Below are 24383 nucleotides of genomic sequence, written 5' to 3'. Positions count from 1 at the left end.
CGACAGAATCGTTTCGTTCTCGAAGAATGGCGGGTCCTGTGCGGCGTCATCGGGCGGCGACTCGCCCCGGGAGCGCGCGATACTATCGCTGACGCGAGCGGAGTCCTGCTTGACGACGCGGCCGGCCCCGATGTTGAGGTGGCCGACCTCGGAGTTGCCCATCTGGCCCTCCGGGAGCCGACCCGGCGGCCGTGGGTGGCAAGCGTCGACGCTGCGCCCGCGTCTCGGTAGCGGTCGAAGTTCGGCGTGTCGGCGGCGGCGACGGCATCCCGGACATCGTCGTCCGGATTCAGGCCCCAGCCGTCTAAGATGATAAGTCCGACGTCCATACCCGGTGGGTCACGCGACCGGCCTAATACACTGTCGGTCAGTCCCGAACGTGACGGTCGATAATGCGAAATTCGGCGGCTCTGGTGTCGGTACTCCATGTCGCTACTCCGCTATCGCTGCCGGTATCGGGAACCCTGAAATTAAGAGGGTGGCCCGCCTTCGGTCTGGCATGACTCGGAACATTCTCTCGGACGATCTGGCCGACGCAATCGTCACGACAGCCCGGACAGCGACGGGTGACTCGCTCCGTTCAGTGACGTATTTCACGCGTGCGAACTTCGAGCAACTCTACCTGCGGGAGGACCTTGAACAGGACGCCGACCTCAACGACTTCGTGGGCCACGAATGGCAGGGGTACAAGCAAACGAAAAACGCATATCAGGAGTCCGAACTGGGCGACTACCGCTTCACCGTCCGCGCGTTCTCTAACGGCTACCTCCTGCGGGCGACGACCGAGCGCCAGGGCGTGCTCATCACCACGGACGGCCTGACGATGCAGTCCTACGAGGAGATCGCCGAGGCCATCGAACGCCTGCTCCGCGAGGAGTCGGGCAAGGAGTAACCACCGAATCGGCAGGTGACCAAAGGGTTATCCCCGTCCCCGCGAACGCACGGGCATGACGCTGGACCCGGTCCACGTCGACGGCATCGCCAAGCTCGCCGGGCAGGTGCGCGAGACCGTCGAGACGAGCGACCAGGAGGCGGCCGCCGAGGAAGTCTGGGACAGTTTTCTCGACCCGCTGTGGCAGGACGGGACGAAGATTCTGGAACCGCTAGGCGAGCAGCGCCGCCGGAAGGTTCCCATCGAGGACATCGCGCTGGCGGACCCGCCGTTTCCAACCCAGCACGGCCTGGATTCGGGGACTATCAATCCCACAACATTCAAGAACGGACTGGTGCTGGACGTGGCGCAGGCGGCGATGGGCAGCGTGCCCTCGGATGTCGAACTCCACCGCGGCCGGACCATCATCATGGCCGTGCATTCGAACGACGCAACGCTGGGGTTCGACGGCGAGTGGCAGGGCGGGGACCGCGGCTACGCCAAGCGGCGCGTCCTCGACGTGCCACAGGTCGACCGCTACGAGCAGCGGGTCGTCCACGCGCTGGCACTATACCTCGCCGAGAGCCAGCACGCGCTGACCAACGCCGACGTGGTCGAGGACCTGTTCATTCTCGACGGGCCGATCTACCCGACCGGCGTGCTCCGCTGGGCCGACCGCGACACCGAACTGGCGACCTGCTCGCGGAGGACGACCGGCCCAAGACGGTGGTGAACAACTACGTCGACCTCGTCGAACGGTTCGTCGAGCGGGACGTCCCGATGGTGGGGTTCATCAAGAACTCCTCAACGAAGGCCCTCACGCGGGCGCTCCGGCGCAAGACAAACGCGCCGTGGGTGAACGACACCGCCTTCTTCCGCCGAATCCTGGAGCGTCGCGACGACGATGGTGAGCGGCAGACCGACTGTCTCACCGCGACGAACTGGTTCCGCTCGCGGGGCGGCACCGACGGCATCATGGCCGCCGACGGCGACGCGCTGGGCATCGAGCGGTCGCTCGACCCAGAGGCCTACGAGGTGACGTTTTTCGTCCTCTATGACCCGCGCTCCGACCTCGTGTTCCGCGTCGAGGCCCCGTACGCGTTCACCAAAGACCCGGAGTGTCGGGCCAAACTCACACGGCAGATACTCCACGACGTGGCCCGGGAACAGGGGCCGCCGCTGGCTATCGGGAAGGCTGACGAACTCGCCAAAATCGACCGCCAGGGCAGCGAGGAACTCACCCGCCGCATCGAGCGGACCTTCGAGACCGACCGCGAGCGGGAGTTCAACGATATCCGGTGGGGAGCCGTCGAAGAATCGTTCTGAAGCGTGCTATCCGCGGCGGGCCAGAACGATGGCGTACAGGAGGACGAGGAGCCCGACGAGTTCTGTGATAGTGCCCGGAAGGGGAAACACCACTCGCGGGAAGACCTGCACGGCACCAAGGGTAACGAGGTACGAGACGAAGGTGAGGAGGCTGATTCCGACGGCCAGCGCGAGCATGGAGCGGGTCCGCTGTCGACGGTAGCCGACGAGCGCCAATGCAGCAATGAGCAGCCCGACCCCCGTCTGTGCGAGGTGGAAAGCAGTGTTCACGGTAACCCACGTTTCGGCGGAGAGGCCGGCAACGTCCATCAGAGCCCCTCCCAGAGATCCACCAGCGCGTCGGCGAACTCGTGTGTCGTCGATTCGACGGAGAGGCTGACATCGAAGGTCCCGTCGGTGAGACACACGGTGAGTTCGTCCATCTGTGCCTCGTACACGTCTACATGGTGCCCATCATCCGCGATTTGCGTTCGAGCGGCGACGAGGCCGCAGTCCTCGAGGGCGTCGAGGCGGCGATACACGGTCGAGAGCGACATGTCGCAGTCGTTGCTGAGTTCAGTTGCAGTCATCGGTCTGTGACTCGTGGCTGCAAGGAGCGCGCGAGCGTAGTCATCGTCGAGGAGGGCGAACACCTCGGTCGGGGACGGATCCTCGGCCACGTACAGTGGGTTCACCCGTCACATTGGTATAACGCCCCGGTCGTTCGCTGACTCAGAAAACGGGCCGCCTTTCTCCACAGACCTGTCGGCTACGCCGTCTCAGCTTGCTGCACCGTCACGTCAACGGTCTCGCCAGCCACGCCGAGCCGGGCGAACTGCGTTCTGACGTGTTCCTTGGCCGCGTCGATGGCCGCATCGCGCGTCTCGAAGCCGCGGGGCATCGGGGACTCGAAAGCAATCCGGATCTCGCGGTCGCCGATAGACTGGACCTGACCGCCGCTTTCGACCTCGTAGAAGGCGTCACAGAGCCAGACGTAGGGCGTCCCCTCGTCCGGCGCGCCGTTGAACTCGGGCGGCTCCTCGCCCGGTTCGTACAGCGTCCCGGTCAGCGCCGTCCCGCCTGCTGTCCCCCGAATAAGCAACATAGCTCACTGTAGGGGCCACACAGGCAAAAGATTCTCCCCCAGGTCAGGGCTCGCAGTCGACCACGACGGCAGGTGGTCGGAGCCGTAGTGGTCGTCGTCGCGGTCGGCGATGACCGCTCTGGTGTCGACGGCCACGTCCTCGCTGACGAACACATGGTCGATCCCCATCTCGGGGAGCAGGTCGTGGAAGTCGGTCCGACTCGTCGTCGGACCGTGGGTGACGGTCGCTGTGTCGCGGGCGTCGACGAGCCTGCGCCCATCCGGGAGTTCGTGACCCGCGGCCCGCTCGTAGGCCGGCTCGCCGACGACACAGTTGAAATCGCCGGTCACGACTGCGGGGGCCTCGCGGGCGATGGAATCGAGGTGGTCGAGTACCAGTTCGATGCCCTCGACCCGCGCGTCAGCCCCCTGGTGGTCCAGATGCGTGTTCAGACACAGCAGGTCGTCGTCGGTGTCGCGGTCACGGAGGCGCGCCCAGGTCGCTACGCGGGGGTAAGCGGCGTCCCAGCCGACGCTGCTCGGCTCGGCGGGCTGTTCGGAGAGCCAAAACGTGTTCGTGGCCGCACAGTCGAAGCGCTCGGCCCGGTAGCCGATGGCCGTGTGCTCCCCGCCGGCATCGACGGATTCCCGTGGGTCACCGACCCACTCGTAGCCGTCCAGCAACACCTCTAGCTCCCGGAGCTGGTGTGCCATCGCTTCCTGAACCCCGATAATATCGGGGTTGTGGTACTGGATTATCCCCGCCACCAGCCGCCGCCTGTGAGGCCACCCGTCTACCCCATCCCCGGCGGTGTCGTACCGCACATTGAAAGACATCACCCGCGTCGGCTTCATATGCGTTCGTTGACAGCCATCCGGGTAAGGTTTCACATTCATGCTGCTGGGGAAAGGTGTTAATCCCCGGCTACCCTGGAGTGGGGTATGTCCGACCTCGGGGATTTCACTGATTTCGACGGCGACGATGCGGCGGCCGACGACGAGGCCGCCGATTCTGCCGAGACGACCGACGACAGCGACCGGGCTGTCGACGCGTCGGGGAGCACCGACCCGACAACACAATCGACAGACGACGACTTCGAAGATATGGACGTGACACCGGCCGGCACAGACACCGGTCTCGGGGTCCTCTCGGCGGCGAACGGCCTCCGAATCAGCGAGGAAGCGGAGGAAACGGTCCTCCGGGCGTACGTCACCGCGCGGAACCGCTCGCGCCTGCGCATCGGGACCTATCTGCTCGTCCCCTACCCTGGGGGTGAGCGCCTGTTCTGTCGCATCAAGGCCCTGGAGTACGCACAGGAGTTCCACGCCGACGACGCGACCGAAATCCACGCCCGGCGAGCGATGCGCGAGCGGGGCATCGACGAGCGGGATTTCAAATTCATCGCCGAGCTTGAGCCGGTTGCAGTGCTGTACAGCGACGGTGGCGAACTCAAGCGGCGGATGACTGACCGGGTGCCCAAACCCGAAACCGTCGTCCGGGAGGCCACCGACAAATCCGAGATCAAGACCGGCCTGAAGATTCCCGAGGACGGCGTCTTCCTGGGCCATCTCGCCGTCGGCGGCGAGAAGGTCCGAACGGCCGCCGAACCACCGACCATCGACTACCGGCTGAAAGACGACTACGACGCCGGCGACCCGCTCGTGTTCCGCCACACCCTCGTCGCCGGCGGGACCGGCTCCGGGAAGACCCACAGTTCCAAGAACGTCCTGCGGCAGTATCTCGGCCGGACCTACGAGATGGGCGACGGCCGCACGCCCGAACTCGCCGTCGTCCAGTTCGACCCCCAGGACGAGTACGCCCAGATGCACGACGACAACCCCGCGATGACGGACGAGTTTGAGCGCCGCTGCGAGCGGGAGGGCGTCGCCTACGGCGGGCACGACGACACCATCGCCTTCGTCCCGAAGGTGGCCGGCGCGGATTACAACGCCAGCCACCACCGCGCCGAGCAGGTGGAGTTCACCATCCCGTTCTCGCTCGTCCACGACAACCCCTGGCTCATCGCCGGGTCCAGCCTGAACGACAACCAGTACGGCGCGCTCGTCAATACGCTGCTCCCGCGGTTCGAGCGCGAATACGGAACCGGTGGGACCTACAGCGACTTCCGGACCTTCCTCGGGGACCCCGCGCTCAAGGAGGAACTGGACGAGGCGGGCGACGTCCACGAGGCCACGTTCGACGCTGTCAAGCGCCGCGTGCAGGGCTTCGGCGCGGTCTTCGACCAGGACGCCCGCCCCATCACCGACCAGATTTCCCAGTTCGTCCGCGACGGCGGCCTGACGGTCATCCCGACGTACCACATCACGGACTCCCGGACCGCCTCAACTATCGTGCTGGCCGTCTCCAGCCTGCTCATCGACCAGAAGCTCTCGAACGACCCGGACTACGACCGCATCAAGGAGACGCCGCTCGTGCTGGGGATGGACGAGGCCCACAACTTCCTCACCGACGCCGACAGCGTGCAGGGCCGCAAGGTCATCGGGAAGTTCACCGAGGCCGCCAAACAGGGCCGGAAGGAGCGTCTCGGCCTGTACCTCATTACGCAGGACCCCCAGGACATCGCCGATCCGGTGTTCAAGCAGATCAACACGACGATGGTGCTCAATCTCGGCGACGAAGACGCCATCTCGGCGGTAAACATTCCCAGCAACCTCGAATCGAAGGTTCCCTATATGGAGAAGGGCCAGCGGGTCGTCTACTCGCCGGATAACTCCGAACCGGTCGAACTGATCGGTCTGTCGACGTGTGTGACCCGTCACGGGCGAGACTGACAAACCGACGGCCCGCTCACCGATTGCAGCGGGCCGAAGATTCAAACCGGCCCCAGCGGAAGTGGGCATATGGCAAAGCGAATCCTCGTTCCGGTCGACAGTTCAGATCAAGCAACAGTAGCCTGTGAATTCGCGGCCGAGGAGTATCCGGACGCGACGGTCGTTCTCCTGCACGTCATCAACCCCGCAGAGGCCGGCTACAGCGCGGAGGCCTCGATTCCATCCTTCTCCGAGGAGTGGTACGAAAAACAGAAAGCCACAGCGGAGGACCTGCTCGACGAACTCGAAGCTGAAGTGGCCGAGTCCGGTGTCGAGTCCGTCGAACGCGTCATCGAGGTCGGGCGACCGACGAAGGTCATCGTGGAGTACGCGGACGAACACGACATCAACCAGATCGTCATGGGAAGCCACGGCCGCTCGGGGATGTCCCGCATCCTGCTGGGCAGCGTCGCCGAAATCGTCGTCAGACGAGCGTCCGTCCCCGTAACCGTCGTCAGATAGTGCTACGGGTGCCGGACGATATGGACGTCGTACTCGGGGTCTTCCGACACCGGTGAGCCGACACTACAGACCGGTGTCGACACCCGTCCGGCGTTCTCACTGCCGATAAACACGATTGAGGCCCCCGCTTCGTGAGCGACTTCTCTGATGGTCCGGGTGATGTCCGTCGTCGTCGATGCCATCGAGCTCACGTCTTCCGGGACCTCGTAGCGGAACGACGCCGTCGGGGCGACCGACTCGGCTTGCTCTCGCATTCGGTCGGCGACGGTCCCAGTATCGAACACCTCGTCCGCATCGATCCAGCCGCGTTCCCGCGCGTACGCCGCATCGTCCGGGATAACGGACAGCACAGTGATGTCCTCGTCGCGATAGTCCGCGAACTCCATCGCCCGCGTTAGCGCGGCTTTCGACAGGTCCGAACCGTCGAAGGGCACGAGTAGTACCATATCCCTCCTGTCGCCCGGTTGTGATTTATTGGTTCCGCAAGCTGGCGCGATTTGAGTGGAATCGTGTTGGAATCGACACATCGCAGTCCTGCGGTAAGCCGAGCGAATAACCCGGCAAGGTGTCTGTAACTAATTATGTAGGGCGTGACCAAGACACATGGAATCACTCGAAGAGACACTCAGATATCCCATGGAAGACGACGACTGGACCGTGACCGTTCTCATCGGCGGCGTTCTCAGCCTCCTCGCCTTTCTCCTTGTACCCGGTATCCTCGTGTACGGCTATCTCGTTCAGGCAGTCCGCGAACGGGCAGACGGGGCGACAGAGCCGCCGGCGTTCGAGGACTGGGGCGAACTGTTCGTCGGCGGCCTCAAGGCCTGGGTCATCGGCATCGTGTACATGCTCGTCCCGCTCGTCGTGTTCGGGGTGACCGTCGGCGGCAGCCTGTTCGCGATGGCGACGGGGACCCGCGCCGGAGCGGGTGCCGGCCTGGCCGGCCTCTTCGGCGGGCTGGTGATCTCGTTCGTCCTGTCGCTGGTGTTCGGCTACGTGGCGACGGCCGCCATCATCCACTTCGCCTGTACCGGCGAGTTCGGTGCTGGGTTCGATTTCGGGACGCTACGGAAGTTAGTCCTGTCCCCGAAGTACGCGACGCCGTGGCTGGTCTCGATTGCGCTGTTCATCGCCGTCAACGTCGTGGTGAACTTGCTCAATGTGATACCGTTCCTCGGTTCGCTCCTCGCCGTGATTCTCAGCCCGTTCGCCACCTTCTACGTGCTGGTCGTCGCGACGGACCTCTGGGCCGGCGGCTACAACGCCGCACTCGACGAGCGGGACGAACCGGAGTCGGTCGGGACGGCGACGGCTTAGAAGATGTTGGCCTGCTGGTAGACCGAGATACCGTCGTTCGTTATCTCGTAGGGTTTCGTCTCCCGCGAGTGGTTCGCGTTCCGTATCTTCTGAATCTCGACGCGAGTCGCGTCTCGCCGGTGTCCGACCGGACGTACTGAAGGATGAACACCGCGTCAGTCAGGTATTCGATGATACCGTGTCTGGACGCGAAGGGGTTGTTCTCGCTGGCTTCGGAGACGAGCATCGTCGTCACGCCGGCCTGTTTCAGTGACCGGGTGAAATCGAACACTTCGGTGCGTCTCCGGGACTGGTCGTCGTACATCATCTCTAGCAGGGAGACGGAGTCAAGCACCAGCCGGTCGGCGCCGAACTTCTCGATGAGCGCCGGCAGTTCGCCCCGGATGTTGTCGAGGCTGTTCGCCATCTCGACCGGGTCGAGGTCGACAATCGCTAGCTGGCCCTGTTCCTCGTACTCCTCGAACCCCCAGCCGCGTTCACTGGCAGTGTCCAGTATCGCGTCGTGGGACTGTTCGAGCGTCAGAAACACCGCGTTCTCGCCGTTCCGGAGGCCGTGGTGAAGGAACTGCAGCCCGAACGTCGTCTTCCCGGTTCCAGCCGAGCCGATAGTGACGATGAGATGGCGCTGTGGAATCCCGCCCTGAATCATCTGGTCGAGCCCCTCGATACCGATGTCGACCCGCGGGATGTCGGACTCGAACTCCTCCTCGAAGTCGCTACCGCTGTCACCGTCACCGCTGCCGGCAGACTCGAACGCGGTGGCGAAGTCGTCGTCGAAGAGTCCACCGCCGCCGTCGTCACCGGAGGACCCGGCGTCGGTATCGGAGGCACCACTCTCGCTACTGAAGGGGTCATCGCCGCCGTCGTCGAACGGGCTGCTGTCACTCTCCTCGCTAAAGGGAGTGCCCCCATCGTCGTCGAAGGGGCTGTCGCCACCACTGCGCTTGGATTGCCCGTCGTCGCCGTCGGCGTCGAACGGCCCAGTGTCCGCGGATGTGGACTCCGCTGCGTCGCTTTCGGGTTGTATCGCCGAAGTATCGTCGGTATCCGTCTGTTCGCTGTCGCCGTCCTCGTCGTCCAGCGCACTTTCGAACCAGTCGTCGTCGGACCCGTCGTCCCCGCTCATACGCACGACCACCAGCCACACGAACGGCTCATGGAAGTGGATACGCGTCGGGACGGATATAATTGCCGTCGTAGAGGGTTTATATGCGGCCGGCGGGAACGTCCGGCAATGACTGTCGGTATCGTCGCGCAGCGGGACAACGACCGGGCCATGTCGCTTGCGAGTACACTGTGTGACCGACTGCGCGCCACGTCGGCGGCCGTCGTCGTGGACGAAACGACCGCCGGGGCGCTGGGAGACCACGACGCGTGGGAGGCCGCCGTACCCGATTCGGCCCCGGTCGATGAGATGTCCGCCTGTGACCTCGTCGTGAGCATCGGCGGCGACGGGACGTTTCTGTACGCGGCCCGCGGCGCGGGGTCGACGCCGATCCTGGGCGTCAATCTCGGCGAGGTCGGCTTTCTGAACGCTATCGCACCCGAAGAAGCCGTCGAGACAGTCGTCGCGGAGGTCGAACACATCCAGAAGACCGGCAGCGCCAGAACGCGGGCCAAGCCGCGGCTCCAGGCCAGCGGCGACGACTGGGAGCTATCGCCGGCGCTGAACGAAGTCGTCGTCCAGGGCGAGCGCCGCGGTCACGGCGGCGGGGCGACGCTCGACGTGTACATCGACGACTCGCTGTACACGTCCGGTCACGCCGACGGCGTGCTGGTGGCGACACCCACCGGCTCGACGGCGTACAACCTCAGCGAACGCGGCCCGCTCGTCCATCCCGACGTGGCCGGCCTCATCATCACCGGGATGGCAGACGAAATGGGGACGCCGCCGCTGGTCGTCGACGTCGACAGCGAAATCGTCGTCGAACTCACGGACGCCGACAGCGGCGTCGTCGTCAGCGACGGACGGGTCAGAGAAGACGTGGTCCCGCCGGAGCGAATTACGGTCTCGCGTGCGAGCGAACCGGTCCGGCTCGCCGGGCCGCCGCTTGACTTCTTCACCGCACTGGACAAGCTAGCCTAACGCCGACCGACGGCGTACAGCACCGGTGCGAGGACGAGCAGCACCAGGCCGAACAGTTTGTACTGGAACGACGACGCGAGGACGCTCGCACTGCTTGGTTCCATCGCCGACGCCGGCGTAATCACGAGCAGTGCGCCCAGCGCAATCGTATGCAGCCCCAGCATCCGGAGCGACCGTTGCGGGAGAATTGCGACGAGCCCACCGACAAAGCCGAGTAGCAGGACATCACCGATGGTGTAGTTCAGCAGGAAACTATCGATGAGTTGCAGCGGTGACGCGAGCATTCCTATCCAGAATTTCGCCGGGATGGAATCTTTAAAGTTCCGTTACGCCGCCGACCTGCGGGCGGCGTTCGACCGTTCAATCGCTCGCCGTCCCCAATGGTGTGAGCAGGAGGTAGCCGGTCGATGGGACGCCGGCCGTCCGCAGCCGGAACTGCCTCGGTTCGTCGAGTGCCGTCGAGAGGGCCACGACATCGAGGTCAGTTGTACTGACTGTCTCGGCGTCCACTTCGTCGATACCAGCCACGAGCAGCGCCTCGGAGAGCGCCGTTCCGTCGAGGCGGTCGGACGGCACGTCGAACGTGGTCCCGAACGCCTCGTTGGCCGCACGCACGACCGGGCCGTGGCCCTCGTCGGCGAAGTACAACACCGGGTCCGGATGACCGTCGAAGAGATCGACCGGTTGTGGCTCCGGTGTTCGGTCGACATCTGCCGACACCGTCATCGTCTCGTCGGTCGTCTCGCCGGGCGAATCAGTCACCAGGAGATAGGAGACGCCACCCAGTCCTCCACCGAGCGCCAGGCCGAGGCCCACGGTGACCTGTTCCGAGAGCCCGAGCGAGAACACCGACTGCACCACCAGCGCGACGGTGGCGAGCACGACCGCTCCTGCCCCTATCCAACCGACCACGGCCGCGAGGCTCCCAAGGCGATGTCGACCGCCTGTGCCCGCCGACGACTTGCTCATCAGTACACACTCGATGGGCCATCGGTTAACGCTTTTCGAGAGGCGGCTGCCGATAAAACATATACAGTTGCCAGCCCTAGAACGGTGTAATACCGTGTCAAGAACTACAGGCGGCCCGCCGCGGGTGCTCGTCGTCGACGACGAGCACGACGTCGCCGACACGCAGGCCCTGAAACTCGGCGAGCGCTACGAGACGACTGTCGCGTACAGTGGCCAGGCCGCGCTCGACGCTGCCGGCCCGGAGTTCGACGCCGTGTTGCTCGACCGGCGCATGCCCGACGTGCACGGTGACGACGTGCTTTCGCGGTTGCGCGAGCGGGGGTACGACGGCATCATCATCATGCTGACCGCGGTCGACGCCGACCTGAACATTCTGGAGATGCCCTTCGACGATTACCTCCAGAAGCCGGTCGACCAGTCGACGCTTCTGTCGGCGCTCGACCAGCACCTCGACAGGCCCGACGAGGACGACAGGCTCGACGAGTACTTCCGGATCTCCTCGAAACTCTCCGTGCTGGAACGAGAGAAATCCACGTCACAACTGGAGGCGAGCGACGAGTACACCAGGCTGAAAGAGCGGGCCAGAGAACTGGAGTGGGTGTTGCACGCCGAGAACGACGATTTCGAGGAGCTGAAGGAGACGTACCAGTCGATCAGCCGAAGCTATAGTAACAATTGAAACGATGTACACACTGATCGCACTGCCGTCGCGCGATCAGGTGTGCATTGATTTTCAATGGCTACTATAGGTACCGAGAATCAGCGTCTCTTCGATATACTCGTCGATAGTGTCCCGAACCTCGGCGACAGGGTTGTCGTTGCGAGTTGCGCTCTGGAGAATCACGCCATCGAGTATCGTAATCATGAACCGCGACACCGTCTCGGGGTTGACGTCGGCGAAGACGCCCTGTTCGATGCCGTCCTCGATGATCTGTACGAGTTGCCGGGCGAACAGCTCGTCCGTCTCAGTGAACTTCTCGCGGAAGTCCGGGTTCTGAACCGCCTGGGCGCGCATCTCGACGTACGACCCGAGGACGGCGTTCTTGTCCGGCGTTTCGACGCAGTCCGGGAAATCGTCGAGAACGAGGCTGACAAACGTCTTGATGTCCTGTTCGGGGTCGCCGGTCGATTCGACCTGAAAGATGCGGTTAAATTCCGTGAGGATGAACTCCTGGAACGACAGCAGGAGGTCCTCCTTGCCGTCGAAGTGGTGATAAAACGTCGATTTGCTGAGGTCGGCCTCGTCCGCGATTCGCTGTATCGAAAGTCCGGCGTACCCGTATTCCCGGAGGGCACGGAACGTGGCCCGCATTATCGCCTCGTGCGAGTCCGCTGGCTCCCCGGCGAACGGAATTCCATCAGTCATCCCGACCGAATATTCGTTCGGGCAGTAAATATCTTCCCACTGTTACGGAACCACAACGTTGATAGGCGACCGAACGTTCGTTCGATGTACACGGTTCGGGCGGGAGTCTGCACAGACGTATGTGGGTACATATCCCGATCTCCCAAGCATGACGTCCGCTCCAGACAGAAACAACGGCAAGGAATGTCCGAAGTGTCCCTACGCATGAAACCACGAACATTACTGACGCTGGCAGTTGTCGCATTGCTCATGGCATCCGGAACGGCGATCGCCGCCGTAACCGGGAGCCCCGACTTCGACGCAACGTTCGTCGATAATACCGTCACGCCCGGTGAGGAGACGACACTCGACGTCGTCCTCGTCAACAGCGGCACGATCGACTCCGGGTCTTCGACCCAGGGTGTCCAGAGCAGCGAGGTGACGACCGCCCGCGGGACCACAGTCAAAGTCAACGACGGTGACGCCCCGATTACGGTGACAACGAGCAAACAGGCTGTGGGTTCCGTCCCGGAAGGGAAGACCCAACCCATTTCATTCGACATCAGCGTCGCTGACGACGCAAGTCCCGGGAGCTACACTGTTCCTGTCATCGTCGAATACGAGTACACGAGCTACATTTCGGAAAGCGACGGTGCACGGGACGAAGAGACCACCACCGAACGAATCGAACTCGAACTCGACATCGACGACGACGCGGCTTTTGACGTGGTAAGCGTCGACTCCGACGCGCGCGTCGACTCGACCGGCACGGTCGCAGTCACTGTCGAGAACACCGGTGACGAGCCGGCCCGAGAATCCTCGGTAACGCTGAAATCGACGAACTCCGAACTCACAGTCGGTGGCGACGCCAGCAGCTCCCGGTTTATCGACACCTGGGAGGCCGGTGAACAGCGTACCCTCCGGTACCGCGTCGGTGCGAGCGGTGATACGAGAGCCGAACCGTATCAGTTCGACCTCCAGGTCGACTTCGACGACACGGACGGGGTGCGAAAGAGCACGACCGCCTCCTCCCTCGGTATTACGCCTGACCCCGAGCAAACGTTCACCGTCGAAAGTACCGACAGTGACGTCGCTGTCGGCGATTCCGGGACGTACAACGTGACCCTGCGCAACGACGGCCCTGTCACGGTCTCGGACGCGACAGTGTCGCTTGCCACGCAGAACACCGCGATTACGTTCGGGCAGTCCGAGTCCACGTCGCAGTTCGTCGGCTCCTGGGAGCCCGGTGAAACGCGAACGGTGAGCGTCGACGCAAGCGCCAGCGACGACGCCAAGACACAGAGCTACGCCCTGTCGGCGTCAGTGAGCTACGACGACCCCGAAGGCGATGCCGGCGTCGCTGACGACATCTCGCTCGGACTCACGCCCGAGCCGGAACAGTCCTTCGCCATGGGCGACGTGGAGTCGACCCTCCAGGCGGGCGATGACGGAACCATCGAAGCGTCCCTAACGAACACCGGCGACCGAACAGTCCGTAACGTCGTCCTGAACTGGGCGAGCACCCACGACAACATCTCGCCGAAGGAGACCCAGTACGCGGTCGGCGACCTCGAACCGGGCGAGTCCACGACCGTCTCGTTCGACGCCGACGTGTCGGACAACGCGAACTCCGGCCCACGACAGTTCGATTTCGTCGCCAACTACCGCAACAGCGAGGGCGACCAGCGCGAGAGCGACACGCTCGAAATCCGGCAGAGCGTCGACGGCAGCGCTGACGAGTTCATCGTCGAGACGACGAACGCGTCCGTCGACGTTGGCGGATCCAGCACACTCGAAGTGACGATCACCAACGACGCCGGCGAGCGACTGACCGATATCGAGGCAAAGCTGTTCGCCGAGTCACCGATTTCCGTGTCGGACGACCAAGCGTACGTCGACAGCCTCGACCAGGGCGAGTCGACGACCATCGAGTTCGGTATCAGCGCAAGCGGTGCCGCGATGACGAAAAACTACCCCGTCTCGGTAGACTTCCAGTACGAGGAGCCGGACGGAGATACGCCGGTGTCCGACACCTACCGCCTTCCGGTCTCCGTGACTAACTCCGGCGGTGGCAGTTCGCCGCTGACGGCGATTATCGGCGTCGCACTCGTGGCCGCCCTGGCCATCGGCGGCTACTTCAGGTTCCGCTAACGCATGGACTACCAGCGCTACATCGATTGGGCGGACGACCGAATCGTCCACGATTCACGGAAGGTGGTGCTCCTCTTCCTGATCGTGACGGTGGTCTTCAGCGCCGGCCTCGGGAGCGTCTCGACCAACTCCGGGACGTCACAGTTTACGACCGGGCTTCCGGCCGAGGAGGCACTGCAGGAGGTCAACGACAAGTTCTCGCCGACCTTCTCGCCGGATACAGGGAGCACACAGCTCATCCAGCAGGAGAACAACGTGCTCTCGAAGCCGGCGCTGCTCCGGATGCTCAGGTCACAGCATCGGCTGGAACAGCACGGAGCACTCCGTGTCACGTCGACCGCAAGCGCCGCCAGCATTGTCGCCCAGCAGCTAGACCCGGAAGCGACGACGACTGAACAACAGATCTACGCTGTCGAATCAGCGACGCCGGGTGAGATCGATTCCGCTGTCGGGCGCGCGGCCGAGCAGAGCCCCCGGTTCAAATCGTTACTGAGCAAGGATTTCAACCGCAAAGCCGCCTCGGCGTCGGCGACCATCGGGGTCGTCACGCACGAGGTCCCGGCCGGAATCTCCTCCGGGTCAGGCCAGGGCGGTTCGAGTCCGCTGACGAGCATCCAGAAACAGGCCGGGTTCACTGTCTCCAGCGCTGACCACGGTGGCATCACCCTGTTCGGCAGCGGTATCGTCGCAGACGAGTTCTCGAACGTCGTCGGCGACTCGCTCATCCTGACCGTGCCCGCGGCAGTGCTGTTCATCCTGTTTTTCCTGACGATTGCCTACCGCGACCTCGCGGACATGGCGCTTGGCCTGCTCGCGCTGTTTATGGCCGTCGTCTGGACGTTCGGCTTCATGGGGCTTGCCGGTATCCCCTTCTCGCAGATGCTCATCGCCGTGCCACCGCTGTTGCTGGCGGTCGGGATCGACTTCGGTATTCACGCCGTCAACCGGTATCGCGAGGAGCGCGAGACCGGGGCGTCCATCCAGAAGTCGATGCGAATCACGACCGACCAGTTGCTTGTCGCCTTCTTCATCGTTACCGGGACGACAGTCATCGGGTTCGCCGCGAACCTCACCAGCGCGCTGCCGCCGATTCAGGACTTCGGCTACGTGGCCTCTGTCGGTATCACCTTCACGTTCCTCATCTTCGGGGTGTTCCTGCCCGCCGCGAAGGTGGAGCTGGACCGGCTCAGACAGTCCTACCCCATCCCGACGTTCAGCGAGACGCCGCTGGGTGCAGAGGATTCCGCACTCAGTGACGTGTTGCGCGGCGGCGTCGTCATCGCGAACCGCGCCCCGATCATCTTCCTCGTTCTCATCCTCGTGTCCACGGTCGGCGCCAGCTACTACGCCACCGGCGTCTCGACGTCGTTCAGTCAGGAGGACTTCCTGCCGCCCGAGGAGAACCCGGACTTCGTCGAGGCCCTGCCGGAGCCGTTCGCCCCGAGCGAATACACCGTAACGGAGGTGACGAACTTCCTCGATGAGCGATTCGACACGACCCAGTCCAGTCAGGCGACGGTGTACGTAGAGGGGCCAATGCGGAACGATGCGGCGCTCGAACAGATGTATCGGGCGGGTAACAACCCGCCGGACTCGTTTGTCCGCGAGGACGGGCGCGCCGATTCGACATCCATCGTGACAGTCATTCAGGACCAGGCGGAACGCGACCCCGAGTTCCGTCGGATGGTCGAGCGCAACGACCAGAACGACAACGGCGTCCCGGACGATAACCTCGAAGAGATCTACGAGTATCTGCTCGACTCGCCGGCCCGTAGTACGGCGCTAGAGTACATCACCGAGGACTACCGGAGCGCGCGTGTCGTCTACACAGTCGAATCGGACGCAACCGACGCAGAGGTGACCGCCGATACGAGAAACGTTGCCGACGACTTCCGGTACGAGGCGACGGCAACCGGCTCGGTCGTCGTGTTCCAGGCCGTCTCGGACCTGATTCTGGAGTCCGCAATCCAGTCCCTGGCGATTGCGCTTATCGGCGCGTCAGTGTTTCTGGTCCTCATCTACAATATGCTGGAGGGGCGGCCGTCGCTCGGTCTCGTGAACATCATCCCCGTCGTCGTCACAGTGGCGTGGCTCGGCGGGACAATGCGGCTGCTCAGCATCCCGTTCAACGCGCTCACAGCGACGATGCTGGCGATAACTATCGGGCTGGGGGTCGACTACTCGGTCCACGTCACCCACCGGTTCGCCGACGAGTTCGACGAAAACGACCTCGAAACGGCGCTGGACCGGACCGTCCGCGGGACCGGCGGCGCGCTGTTTGGCAGTATGCTCACCACGACGTTCGGCATCGGTGTGCTCGGCCTGGCTGTGTTCCCTGCGATCGGCCAGTTTGGCATTCTGACAGCGTTATCAATCGGGTACGCCTTCCTCGCGTCCCTCCTGGTGATTCCCTCCGCCCTCGTCGTCTGGGACCGGGTGTTCAACGCTGACTGGTCGGTTCGTGGCCTACTCGGGTTCGGGCGGTCGCGTCCGCCCGCGCCCGTCGAAGGCGACGATTGAGTCCGCGGCCCTGGCGGCAGAACTACCGCCGGTCGTGTTCGAGCAAAACACGCCACTGAAGCCTTTATTTGCTGGCATCGTCCTAGCACTGGTATGACTCACGTCGTTATTATCGGCGCGTATGGGAGTGCCGGGGCCGCAGTCGCCGGCGACCTCGTCGAGGAGGAAGACATCGAACTCACGCTCGTCGACAACGGCGAGCCCGGCGGCGGCCTCTGTATTCTTCGTGGCTGTATGCCGTCCAAGGAAGTCCTCTCGGCGGGAGCCCACCGCTTCCAGGCGCGCCACGACGAACGGCTCGTCGGTGACGTGCCCGAGGTTGACCTAGAAGCCGTCGTCGAGCGCAAGGACGACCATGTACTCGACTGGGCCGGCCACCGGCGGGACTCCATCCACGAGATGGCCGAGCGCGACGACGTGACGTTCATCCACGACACTGCCACGTTCGTCGACGAGCACACGGTCCGGGCCGGCGGCGAGGAGCACGAGGCCGACTACGTCGTCATCGCGACCGGGTCCAGCGTGAACGTCCCGGACACGCCCGGCATCGACGAAGTCGACTTCATGACCAGCGACCAAGTGCTCGACGCCACGGAGTTCCCCGACTCCGGCATCGTGATGGGCTTCGGATACATCGGGATGGAGATGGTCCCGTATCTGGCGGAGGCTGGCGGGATGGAACTCACCGTCATCGAGCACGACGACCGGCCAATTGACGAAGGCGACCCCGAGTTCGGCGACGCGGCACTCGACATCTACGAGGACAACTGGGACGTGACCATCCCGACAAACTGCTACGAGCAGGAACTCGAAGAGACCGAGGACGGCGGCGTCCGCCTCACCGTCGAGTACGACGACGGGGGCGAGGAGACGTTCGAGGCCGACCAGCTGTTCCTCTTCACCGGCCGCCGGCCGACTGTCAACGGTTTGGGCCTGGAGAACACGTCCGTCTCGGTCGAGGGCGACTGGGCAAAGGATACGATGCAGACCCGCGACGCCGACCACATCTACGCCGTCGGCGATGTCAACGGCAAGGAGCCGATTCTCCACGTCGCCAAGGAGCAGGGCTTCACCGCGGCCGAGAACATCGTCCGGCAGGAGGCCGGGGGCTCGCTCAAGGACTACCGGAACGTCCACCACCACGTCATCTTCTCCGGGCTGGGGGTCTACCCGTTCGCCCGCGTCGGCCACAACGAGGAGACGGCGAAAGAGGCTGGCTACGACGTCGTCACGGCGACGCGACAGGCCAGCGACGACGGCGTGTTCAAATCGAAGGACGTGCCCGAGGGGCTGGCGAAGCTCGTCGTCGACGCCGACGACGGGACAGTGCTCGGCTGGCAGGGCATGCACTACCACGCGGACAGCTTCGCCAAGGCGTTCCAGATTATCGTTGAGCTGGGACTCGACGTGCGTGACCTGCCGGACCGGGCCTACCACCCGACGCTCCCCGAAAACGTCGACGGCCTCATCCGGGACTGCGTCGACCAGCTGTAGTCACTCGACCTGAATACCGGTCACGTCGAAGCGCGCGCCGCCGTCCTCGCTTTCCGAGACGGTGATCCGAGCGCCGTGCGCGTCGACGATCTCGGAGACGATGGCCAGCCCGAACCCGGTCCCGTCGTCGCTCGTGGTGTAGCCGCGTTCGAACACCTCGTCGCGCTCGTCCTCGGGAATACCAGGGCCGTCGTCGGCGACGTAGAAGCCCCGTCCGTCCGAGAGCGTCCCGACCCGGACGGTCACATGTTCGTCGCTGTCGCTGTCGTCGGCCCCCGTCAGACTGTGCCCGTGTTCCACGCTGTCGTCGGACTCCGTCCGACTGCTTGTGGAACCATGTTCCACACTGTTTCGGAAGAGGTTCTCGAACAGTTGCTGGAGGCGGGTCTGGTCGCCCGTGATTCGCACGTCCGTGTCGCGCCGTTCCAGCGTCGCGTCCGAACTCTCGACGGTGTCCCAGGCGGCCGTGATGATATCGTCTAACGACGCTTCGGTCGCGTCGATGACCTTGTGACCGCCACGGGCGAGCGCGAGCACGTCGTCGATGAGTTCGTCCATCCGTTCGAGCGACCGCCGGAGCGCCTCGACGTGCTCCGGGTCCCCGTCGTACGCCTCGTCGACGAGCGTGAGCCGGCCGAACGCGACGTTGAGCGGGTTCCGGAGGTCGTGGCTGACGACGCTGGCGAACTCTTCTAGACGATTTCGCTCGCGTGTAAGTTCCTGCTCGCGCCGTTCGCGCTCCTGTTCGTAGCTGACCCAGTTCCCCATCAACTCCACGAGCGTGACTTCCCACTCCGAAAAGGAATCGCGGGGCTCCGTGCCGTAGAAGCAGAACGTGCCGTACACCGAGCCGTCGACGACAACGGGCGTTCCGAGGTAACAGGAGACGCCCATCTCGGTGTAGCCCGCTCTGTCGGTCAGTTCTGGCCGGTCTTCAGCGATATCAGCGAGCACCAGCGTCTTCTCCTCGACGACGGCCCGCTCGCAGTTCGTCGCGTCCAGCGGGACTGCATCGCCCGCCTCGATGGCCCCCGTCCGGTCGCGAACGATTTCGAAGACGTACATGTCGCCATCGATGCGCGAGAGGGCGGCCGTTTCGGTCCCGAGGGCGTGCTGCCCGATTTCGAGCAGGCGCTCGACCTTGTCCTCGAAATCGAGGTCCTTGCGGGAGATGACCCGGTAAATCTCTCGGAGCGTCCGCTCTCTGCCCCTGATCTCCTTCTCGTGCTTGTGGCGCTCAGTGATATCGCGGAAGTACACCGAAATCCCAGTTGGGGACGGGTACACGGACACCTCGAACCACGTCTGCAGCGGCTCGAAGTACGACTCGAAGGATGCTGGCTCCTGCTGTGTCATCGCCTGCCGGTACTGCTTGCTGAACTCCGTGCCTTCCAGAGACGGAACCGCCTCCCAGAGATTTCGCCCCAGCAGGTCGGTGGTATCTCCGTCCACCGCCATCGCACGGCCGATGACACGTCTGCCGCGTTCGTTGGCGTACGTGAATTCCCAGTTCTCGTCCACCGCGAAGAACGCGTCGGTCATCCGGTCGAGAATGTCCGCGTCCTCCTGATAGCGGGCGACAGCAGCGGTGATTCGCTGTCGGAGCAGTTCCGTCTGTTCCGAAAGGGGTGTCTTCGTCACGTAGTCCGTGACCCCGGCAGAGATTGCGTTGCTGGCCACGCTCTCGTCGCCGTCGTCAGTGAAGAGCAGAAACGGGAGGTCAAAGGACCGGTCCCGGACGGCCCGTAACAGTTCGATTCCGTCTCGGTCCGGCAGTTGGTACTCGCTAACGACACAGTCGTACGACGCGTTCTCGATAGTTCTGATCGCGTCATCCGCCGTCTCACACACTGTCACCGTGAACTCGTCAGTGCTACCAGTCAGCGCCTCCTTGACCGCCGTGATGTCGTCGCAGTCCTCGTCGACGTAGAGGACACGCACTCGACCGGCGGCCCCATCGGCCCCGTGACGGTTCGGCGTAGCCACGGGTGTATCCATATTCGTTTCAGGGCATGTGGGTGTAAAGTTGTACCGCCGGTAAGCTTCCATTACCAGGGTACTAACCCAGCTATAGCGGATACATACTCAGTCGGGTCGGCGGTTCGAGAGTACCGGTATCTCGTCGATTCGATCCGTCGAAAGCGCGTCCCAGTCGACGCCCGCTGGTGTCGTGTGCGTGGTCTCCGTCTCGACAGTTCGCTCCGGCGTCACGACCCAATCCATCGGCACGTCGTGGTCGTCAACGGGCACGGTAGTATCGACGACGCCCTCTGGACCGCCCACAATCTGGAGTTCGTGGACCGTCGTCACGACCGGCGTCGTCTTGTCGACCAGCCCCAGTTCCCGGAGGACGGCGTATTCGAGGTCGCTGTACCCCTCGCCCTTCCCGATTCGCGCGCCGTCCTCGGTGACCGCGACTGAGCCCGACACCACGAGGTCGACGCTCCCGACCGCCTCGGGGCCGACCTGTCGCGCGTGGTCCGCGACGTTCGAGATAGCCGGTGCCGCCTCGATGTCGTCGAGTTCGTCGGGGTCGAGTTCGTAGAAGCACCGCTCGTCCCGGAGCCGAGGAACGGCCATATATACCGTCTTGCCGGCCCGAAGCGCCGCCCGTCGGACCGGGAGCTGTGGCGAGTCCGGGTTCGCCTTGACCGTCTCTGCGGCGTCCCAGACCGCCGTCTCGGTCAGGCGCTGTGCAGCCTCGCTTGCGCCCTCGAAGTTCGGAATCCGGTCGTGGGGCGGGAACGGGAACCGGGCGATACCCTGCTCTTCCAGCGCGTCCCAGACCGTTTCGCGGATAGTTTGCTTGTCCATGGCGCTACGGCCTCCGGCGGCGGAACTGCTGTGTGCAGACCAGCGCCAGCAGTGCGACAAGCGCCCCGACGGCGGTGAATCCGGGACCGCTGGCGTCGGTCGTGGACTGGTCAGTACTCGGCGTGTGGTCCGCGGGTGTGGGCTCGCTCGTTTTGGTCTCGGCCGGCGTCACAGCCGACCGGGGAACGTAGCTGTCGGCGTCGTAGCGGTCCGGATAGAGCTGTGCGGTGGCGTTGTGCGCGAACGAGACCACGCTCCGTGGGGCGGGCTGATTGATGTTCCGAGCCCGGGCAGAAACCGTCGAGTTAGTCTCGCCCGCGGTCGTACTGGCGTAGGGCTCGGTCTCCGCGATGGTCGCCGTGTTCTCGGTGACAAAGAGCACGTCGATCGAACCGGAGGATGACTTCGTCGCTGAGCTGTGGGTACTGGGTGTGGTTGCGGGCCGCGACGTTCTCCGCGCCCGCGAGTTCGATGAGCGACGTGACGAAGGTATTGTTCGCCGCCACGTACCCCCCGCCAAGCGGGTACAGCGCAGTCGGTCGGTCTTCGGCGTCCGCGGTGACCTGCCGAACGGCGTCGACGTTCGCGTCCATCCAGGCGTTCGCTTCGCTCGCACCCTCGCAGTTACCAGTCAGTCGACCGATGGTCGCCGTCTTTGCTCGAATGTCCTCAATAGTTGTCGCGGCGGGGAGGTGATACACCGTGAGCCCGGCCTGCCGAAGCGGGGCCACATCACCGGCGCTGGCGTTCGGTGCAATCACCAGGTCCGGGTTCGTACCGACGACGCGCTCAACGTTGACGCCGAAGCTCGCCGAGACGTTCGTTCGGCTCTCAGCACCGTCGAGATAGCTCGCGTACTGGGTGAGCCCGACCACCTGGGAGCGGCCGTCGATCTCCCACATCGTCTGGGCGGCCGAGGGATTGGTCGTCGTGACCCGTTCCGGGCGCTCCTCGATAGTGACCTCGGTCCCGGTCGCGTCGGTCATCGTGACCGGGAACGAGCAGTCGTCCGCCTGCGTGTCGGCTGTTGCTGCGGCCGAAGTCACACCTGCGGACGAGCCCACGAGCAAGACAAAGACGCAGACGAGAGAAAGTCGTCGCATGCTCTAGGCGGGTGTCAGGAGCAATAAATACTTATCTACTGCAACTGGGCTTTCATACATGCGTTTCGCGGGTCGGACTGTCGGGTGGTCGGCGGGGCTCGTCGCCGTCCTCTGTGCCGTGGTGACGACGAGCGCCGGTATCGGCCCGGTGTGGATTCCACCCGAAATCGTCGGGAAAGTGCTGCTCAACGCCGTCGTCGTCCCGACTGGCATCTCGGTTTCCGGCCCTGCCGTCGACGTGACTACGGCCCATGTGTTTTCTTACGCCGTGAGCGACCTCCAGACACAGATTGTGATGCAGGTCCGGCTCCCCCGGATACTGCTGGGCGCGGTCGTCGGCTTCTCGCTCGCCGCCGCGGGGACGATCATGCAGGGGATCTTCCGGAACCCGATGGCCGACCCCTCTATTATCGGCGTCTCCTCCGGCGCGGCGGTCGGCGCGGTCGGCTTCATCGTCGCGCCGGTCGTGATCCCGTTCGGACTCGGCCTCCGCGGCGCGGCCTTCGTGGGTGCGCTGGTCGCGGCCTTCGGCGTCTATCTCATCGCGACGCGGAACGGCCGCACGCCGGTCGCGACGCTGTTGCTGGCCGGCGTAGCGATACAGACGTTTCTCGGCGCGGTCGTCTCCTTCCTGTTGCTCCACAGCGGCGAGAGCATCCGCCGGGCGCTGTACTGGCTGATGGGCCATCTCAAGGGCGCGTCGTGGCCTGAAGTGACCAGCAGCGTCGTGCTCGTCGCCGTCCCGTTCGTCGTGTTGCTCGCGTACGCACGCGACCTGAACGTCATGCTACTCGGCGAGGAGGACGCTCAGAGCCTCGGTATCGAAGTCGAACGGACCAAGCGGGTCCTGCTCGCGCTGTCGGCAGTCATCACGGCGGCGGGCGTCGCCGTCGCCGGCATCGTCGGCTTCGTCGGCCTCATCGTCCCCCATGTGATGCGGCTGCTCGTCGGGCCGGACCACCGGATACTGCTCCCGACGGCGGCGCTCGCCGGCGCGTCGTTCCTCGTCGCGACGGACACGCTAGCACGCTCGGGCAGCGCCGAGGTCCCAGTCGGCATCGTCACCGCCGTCCTCGGCGCGCCGTTCTTCCTGTACTTGCTCCGGAAGCGGGAGGTGCACGAGCTGTGAGCGGGCCGGCTACATCGAACGGTGGGGACCCGGGACGGGACCGCTCCGGGCCGATGCTCGACGTGTCCGACCTCGCGGTGTCCTTCGGCGACCAGTCTGTCGTCTCGGGCGTCGAGTTCAGCGTCGACCGCGGGTCGCTCGTCGGTCTCGTCGGTCCCAACGGCGCGGGCAAGACGACCGTCCTGCGGACGGTGAAAGGGACGCTCGACCCGGACGCCGGCACAGTCCGTGTCGACGGCGAACCCATCCACAGGAAGTCCGCGAAGGAAGTGAGCCGCCTCGTCGCGAGCACGCCACAGGGCACTGCGCTGTCGTTCGACTTCAGCGTCAGGCAGACCGTTGAGATGGGCCGGACACCGCATCTCGGCCGGTTCGACCGAATGGACGAGAGCGACCGGAACGCCGTCGAAACAGCGATGGAGCGTGCGAGCGTCACCCAGTTCGCCGACCGGCCGTTCACCTCGCTCTCGGGCGGCGAGCGCCAGCGGGTCCTCCTCGCCCGGGCGCTTGCACAGGAAACGCCGGCCCTCCTGCTCGACGAGCCGACGGCGAGCCTCGACATCAACCACGCCGTCCGCACGCTCGAACTGGTCCGAGCGCTCGTCGACGACGGGAAGACGGCCGTCGCCGCGATTCACGACCCTCGAACCTGGCCTGCGCCGGTACTGCGACGAACTGGTGTTGCTCGCCGGCGGCGGGGTCGCCGCCGCGGGCCGCCCCGCGGACATGCTCACGAGCGACACGCTCCGTGACGCTTTCGGACGCGGAGACGCTGGTGACGACCCAGCCCGGCCACCGACGCGCCGCTCGCTGACCCCGCTGGCCGAACAAGAGTCGGTCGCCCGTCGCGTCCACGTCGTCCGGGACCGGCACGCCAGCGGCTGCCGCCGTCTCGAAGCTC

At 64.5% G+C, this 24383-nt stretch carries 21 protein-coding genes and 4 pseudogenes; 12 read left to right on the top strand and 13 right to left on the bottom strand.

The window, feature by feature from the left end:
• A pseudogene (locus tag GJ630_RS16250) lies at nucleotides 1–329 on the bottom strand (2,3-bisphosphoglycerate-independent phosphoglycerate mutase); the annotation flags it as partial.
• Nucleotides 330–499: 170 nt separating this feature from the next.
• Here GJ630_RS16250 and GJ630_RS16245 point away from each other — a divergent pair.
• Both GJ630_RS16245 and GJ630_RS16240 read left to right on the top strand, forming a co-directional pair.
• On the top strand, nucleotides 500–892 hold the full coding sequence (locus tag GJ630_RS16245) for a hypothetical protein (protein ID WP_004593761.1): 393 nt from the start codon (nucleotides 500–502) through the stop codon (nucleotides 890–892).
• A gap of 55 nt (nucleotides 893–947) precedes the next feature.
• Nucleotides 948–2197, top strand: a pseudogene (locus GJ630_RS16240) (DNA double-strand break repair nuclease NurA).
• A 6-nt stretch (nucleotides 2198–2203) separates the two neighbouring features.
• Here GJ630_RS16240 and GJ630_RS16235 read toward each other — a convergent pair.
• From GJ630_RS16235 to GJ630_RS16220, 4 genes are all read right to left on the bottom strand, one after another.
• Nucleotides 2204–2506 (bottom strand): hypothetical protein, encoded by a 303-nt coding sequence (locus tag GJ630_RS16235; protein ID WP_014039589.1) that lies wholly within the window; start codon nucleotides 2504–2506, stop codon nucleotides 2204–2206.
• Nucleotides 2506–2856, bottom strand: a complete 351-nt coding sequence (locus GJ630_RS16230) for a winged helix-turn-helix domain-containing protein (protein ID WP_044951683.1) — start codon at nucleotides 2854–2856, stop codon at nucleotides 2506–2508. Before GJ630_RS16230 ends, GJ630_RS16235 begins: the two co-directional genes overlap by 1 nt.
• 89 nt (nucleotides 2857–2945) lie before the next feature.
• Entirely contained in the window at nucleotides 2946–3281 is a 336-nt protein-coding gene (locus tag GJ630_RS16225) for a hypothetical protein (RefSeq protein ID WP_014039587.1), read from the bottom strand.
• 3 nt (nucleotides 3282–3284) lie between these two features.
• Nucleotides 3285–4085, bottom strand: coding sequence for an endonuclease/exonuclease/phosphatase family protein (locus GJ630_RS16220; protein WP_371727758.1), 801 nt, complete (start codon nucleotides 4083–4085; stop codon nucleotides 3285–3287).
• 117 nt (nucleotides 4086–4202) lie between these two features.
• Between GJ630_RS16220 and GJ630_RS16215 the strand changes: the two genes are divergently transcribed.
• Together GJ630_RS16215 and GJ630_RS16210 are read left to right on the top strand one after the other, a co-directional pair.
• Nucleotides 4203–6053 (top strand): ATP-binding protein, encoded by a 1851-nt coding sequence (locus GJ630_RS16215; protein WP_191450360.1) that lies wholly within the window; start codon nucleotides 4203–4205, stop codon nucleotides 6051–6053.
• Between the two features lie 69 nt (nucleotides 6054–6122).
• Entirely contained in the window at nucleotides 6123–6554 is a 432-nt protein-coding gene (locus GJ630_RS16210; RefSeq protein WP_014039584.1) for a universal stress protein, read from the top strand.
• A 2-nt stretch (nucleotides 6555–6556) separates the two neighbouring features.
• Here GJ630_RS16210 and GJ630_RS16205 read toward each other — a convergent pair whose 3' ends face one another.
• Complete coding sequence (locus tag GJ630_RS16205) at nucleotides 6557–7000, bottom strand: universal stress protein (protein ID WP_014039583.1); 444 nt, start codon at nucleotides 6998–7000, stop codon at nucleotides 6557–6559.
• 157 nt (nucleotides 7001–7157) lie between these two features.
• Here GJ630_RS16205 and GJ630_RS16200 point away from each other — a divergent pair, with 157 nt between their 5' ends.
• Nucleotides 7158–7871 carry a DUF4013 domain-containing protein gene (locus tag GJ630_RS16200; protein ID WP_014039582.1) on the top strand — a complete coding sequence of 238 codons (714 nt, stop codon included), beginning with the start codon at nucleotides 7158–7160 and terminating at the stop codon, nucleotides 7869–7871.
• On the opposite strand, the pseudogene GJ630_RS16195 reads toward GJ630_RS16200, so the two are convergent.
• Nucleotides 7868–8997: pseudogene (locus GJ630_RS16195) on the bottom strand (KaiC domain-containing protein). The gene GJ630_RS16200 and the pseudogene GJ630_RS16195 overlap by 4 nt on opposite strands.
• A 108-nt stretch (nucleotides 8998–9105) precedes the next feature.
• Between GJ630_RS16195 and GJ630_RS16190 the strand changes: the two are divergent.
• Nucleotides 9106–9957 (top strand): NAD(+)/NADH kinase, encoded by an 852-nt coding sequence (locus GJ630_RS16190; protein WP_050007553.1) that lies wholly within the window; start codon nucleotides 9106–9108, stop codon nucleotides 9955–9957.
• Here the strand turns inward: GJ630_RS16190 and GJ630_RS16185 are convergent.
• Both GJ630_RS16185 and GJ630_RS16180 read right to left on the bottom strand, forming a co-directional pair.
• Nucleotides 9954–10241: a hypothetical protein gene (locus GJ630_RS16185; RefSeq protein ID WP_008310747.1), complete on the bottom strand. Its 288-nt coding sequence runs from the start codon at nucleotides 10239–10241 to the stop codon at nucleotides 9954–9956. The genes GJ630_RS16190 and GJ630_RS16185 overlap by 4 nt on opposite strands.
• 76 nt (nucleotides 10242–10317) lie before the next feature.
• The gene (locus tag GJ630_RS16180; RefSeq protein WP_023843132.1) at nucleotides 10318–10926 is read right to left on the bottom strand and encodes a hypothetical protein; all 609 of its coding nucleotides are present in this window, start codon (nucleotides 10924–10926) and stop codon (nucleotides 10318–10320) included.
• Nucleotides 10927–11050: 124 nt separating this feature from the next.
• Here GJ630_RS16180 and GJ630_RS16175 point away from each other — a divergent pair, with 124 nt between their 5' ends.
• Entirely contained in the window at nucleotides 11051–11605 is a 555-nt protein-coding gene (locus tag GJ630_RS16175; protein WP_014039579.1) for a response regulator, read from the top strand.
• A 54-nt stretch (nucleotides 11606–11659) separates the two neighbouring features.
• Here GJ630_RS16175 and GJ630_RS16170 read toward each other — a convergent pair whose 3' ends face one another.
• On the bottom strand, nucleotides 11660–12292 hold the full coding sequence (locus GJ630_RS16170; protein WP_014039578.1) for a TetR/AcrR family transcriptional regulator: 633 nt from the start codon (nucleotides 12290–12292) through the stop codon (nucleotides 11660–11662).
• A gap of 204 nt (nucleotides 12293–12496) precedes the next feature.
• On the opposite strand from GJ630_RS16170, the gene GJ630_RS16165 reads away from it, so the two are divergent.
• From GJ630_RS16165 to GJ630_RS16155, 3 genes are all read left to right on the top strand, one after another.
• Nucleotides 12497–14422, top strand: coding sequence for a COG1361 S-layer family protein (locus GJ630_RS16165; RefSeq protein WP_050037578.1), 1926 nt, complete (start codon nucleotides 12497–12499; stop codon nucleotides 14420–14422).
• A gap of 3 nt (nucleotides 14423–14425) precedes the next feature.
• Nucleotides 14426–16942: an RND family transporter gene (locus tag GJ630_RS16160; protein WP_050037577.1), complete on the top strand. Its 2517-nt coding sequence runs from the start codon at nucleotides 14426–14428 to the stop codon at nucleotides 16940–16942.
• A 93-nt stretch (nucleotides 16943–17035) separates the two neighbouring features.
• On the top strand, nucleotides 17036–18436 hold the full coding sequence (locus GJ630_RS16155; RefSeq protein ID WP_014039575.1) for an NAD(P)/FAD-dependent oxidoreductase: 1401 nt from the start codon (nucleotides 17036–17038) through the stop codon (nucleotides 18434–18436).
• Here the strand turns inward: GJ630_RS16155 and GJ630_RS16150 are convergent, their stop codons facing one another.
• From GJ630_RS16150 to GJ630_RS16140, 3 genes and pseudogenes are all read right to left on the bottom strand, one after another.
• The gene (locus GJ630_RS16150; RefSeq protein ID WP_191450356.1) at nucleotides 18437–20434 is read right to left on the bottom strand and encodes an ATP-binding protein; all 1998 of its coding nucleotides are present in this window, start codon (nucleotides 20432–20434) and stop codon (nucleotides 18437–18439) included. It lies immediately after the preceding gene.
• A gap of 87 nt (nucleotides 20435–20521) precedes the next feature.
• Nucleotides 20522–21250, bottom strand: coding sequence for a 5-formyltetrahydrofolate cyclo-ligase (locus tag GJ630_RS16145; RefSeq protein ID WP_151147057.1), 729 nt, complete (start codon nucleotides 21248–21250; stop codon nucleotides 20522–20524).
• A 4-nt stretch (nucleotides 21251–21254) separates the two neighbouring features.
• Nucleotides 21255–22353: pseudogene (locus GJ630_RS16140) on the bottom strand (PGF-CTERM-anchored ABC transporter substrate-binding protein).
• Nucleotides 22354–22411: 58 nt separating this feature from the next.
• On the opposite strand from GJ630_RS16140, the gene btuC reads away from it, so the two are divergent.
• Both btuC and GJ630_RS16130 read left to right on the top strand, forming a co-directional pair.
• On the top strand, nucleotides 22412–23482 hold the full coding sequence (gene btuC / locus GJ630_RS16135) for a vitamin B12 ABC transporter permease BtuC (protein ID WP_191450354.1): 1071 nt from the start codon (nucleotides 22412–22414) through the stop codon (nucleotides 23480–23482).
• Nucleotides 23479–24234: an ATP-binding cassette domain-containing protein gene (locus GJ630_RS16130; RefSeq protein WP_371727752.1), complete on the top strand. Its 756-nt coding sequence runs from the start codon at nucleotides 23479–23481 to the stop codon at nucleotides 24232–24234. The genes btuC and GJ630_RS16130 overlap by 4 nt, the downstream gene beginning before the upstream one ends.
• The last annotated feature ends 149 nt before the right edge of the window (nucleotides 24235–24383 follow it).

Origin of the sequence: Haloarcula sp. CBA1122 (assembly GCF_009741785.1) — an archaeon.
GTDB classification, from domain to species: Archaea; Halobacteriota; Halobacteria; order Halobacteriales; family Haloarculaceae; genus Haloarcula; species Haloarcula hispanica.
This window is presented reverse-complemented; position numbering and strand designations above follow the sequence as displayed.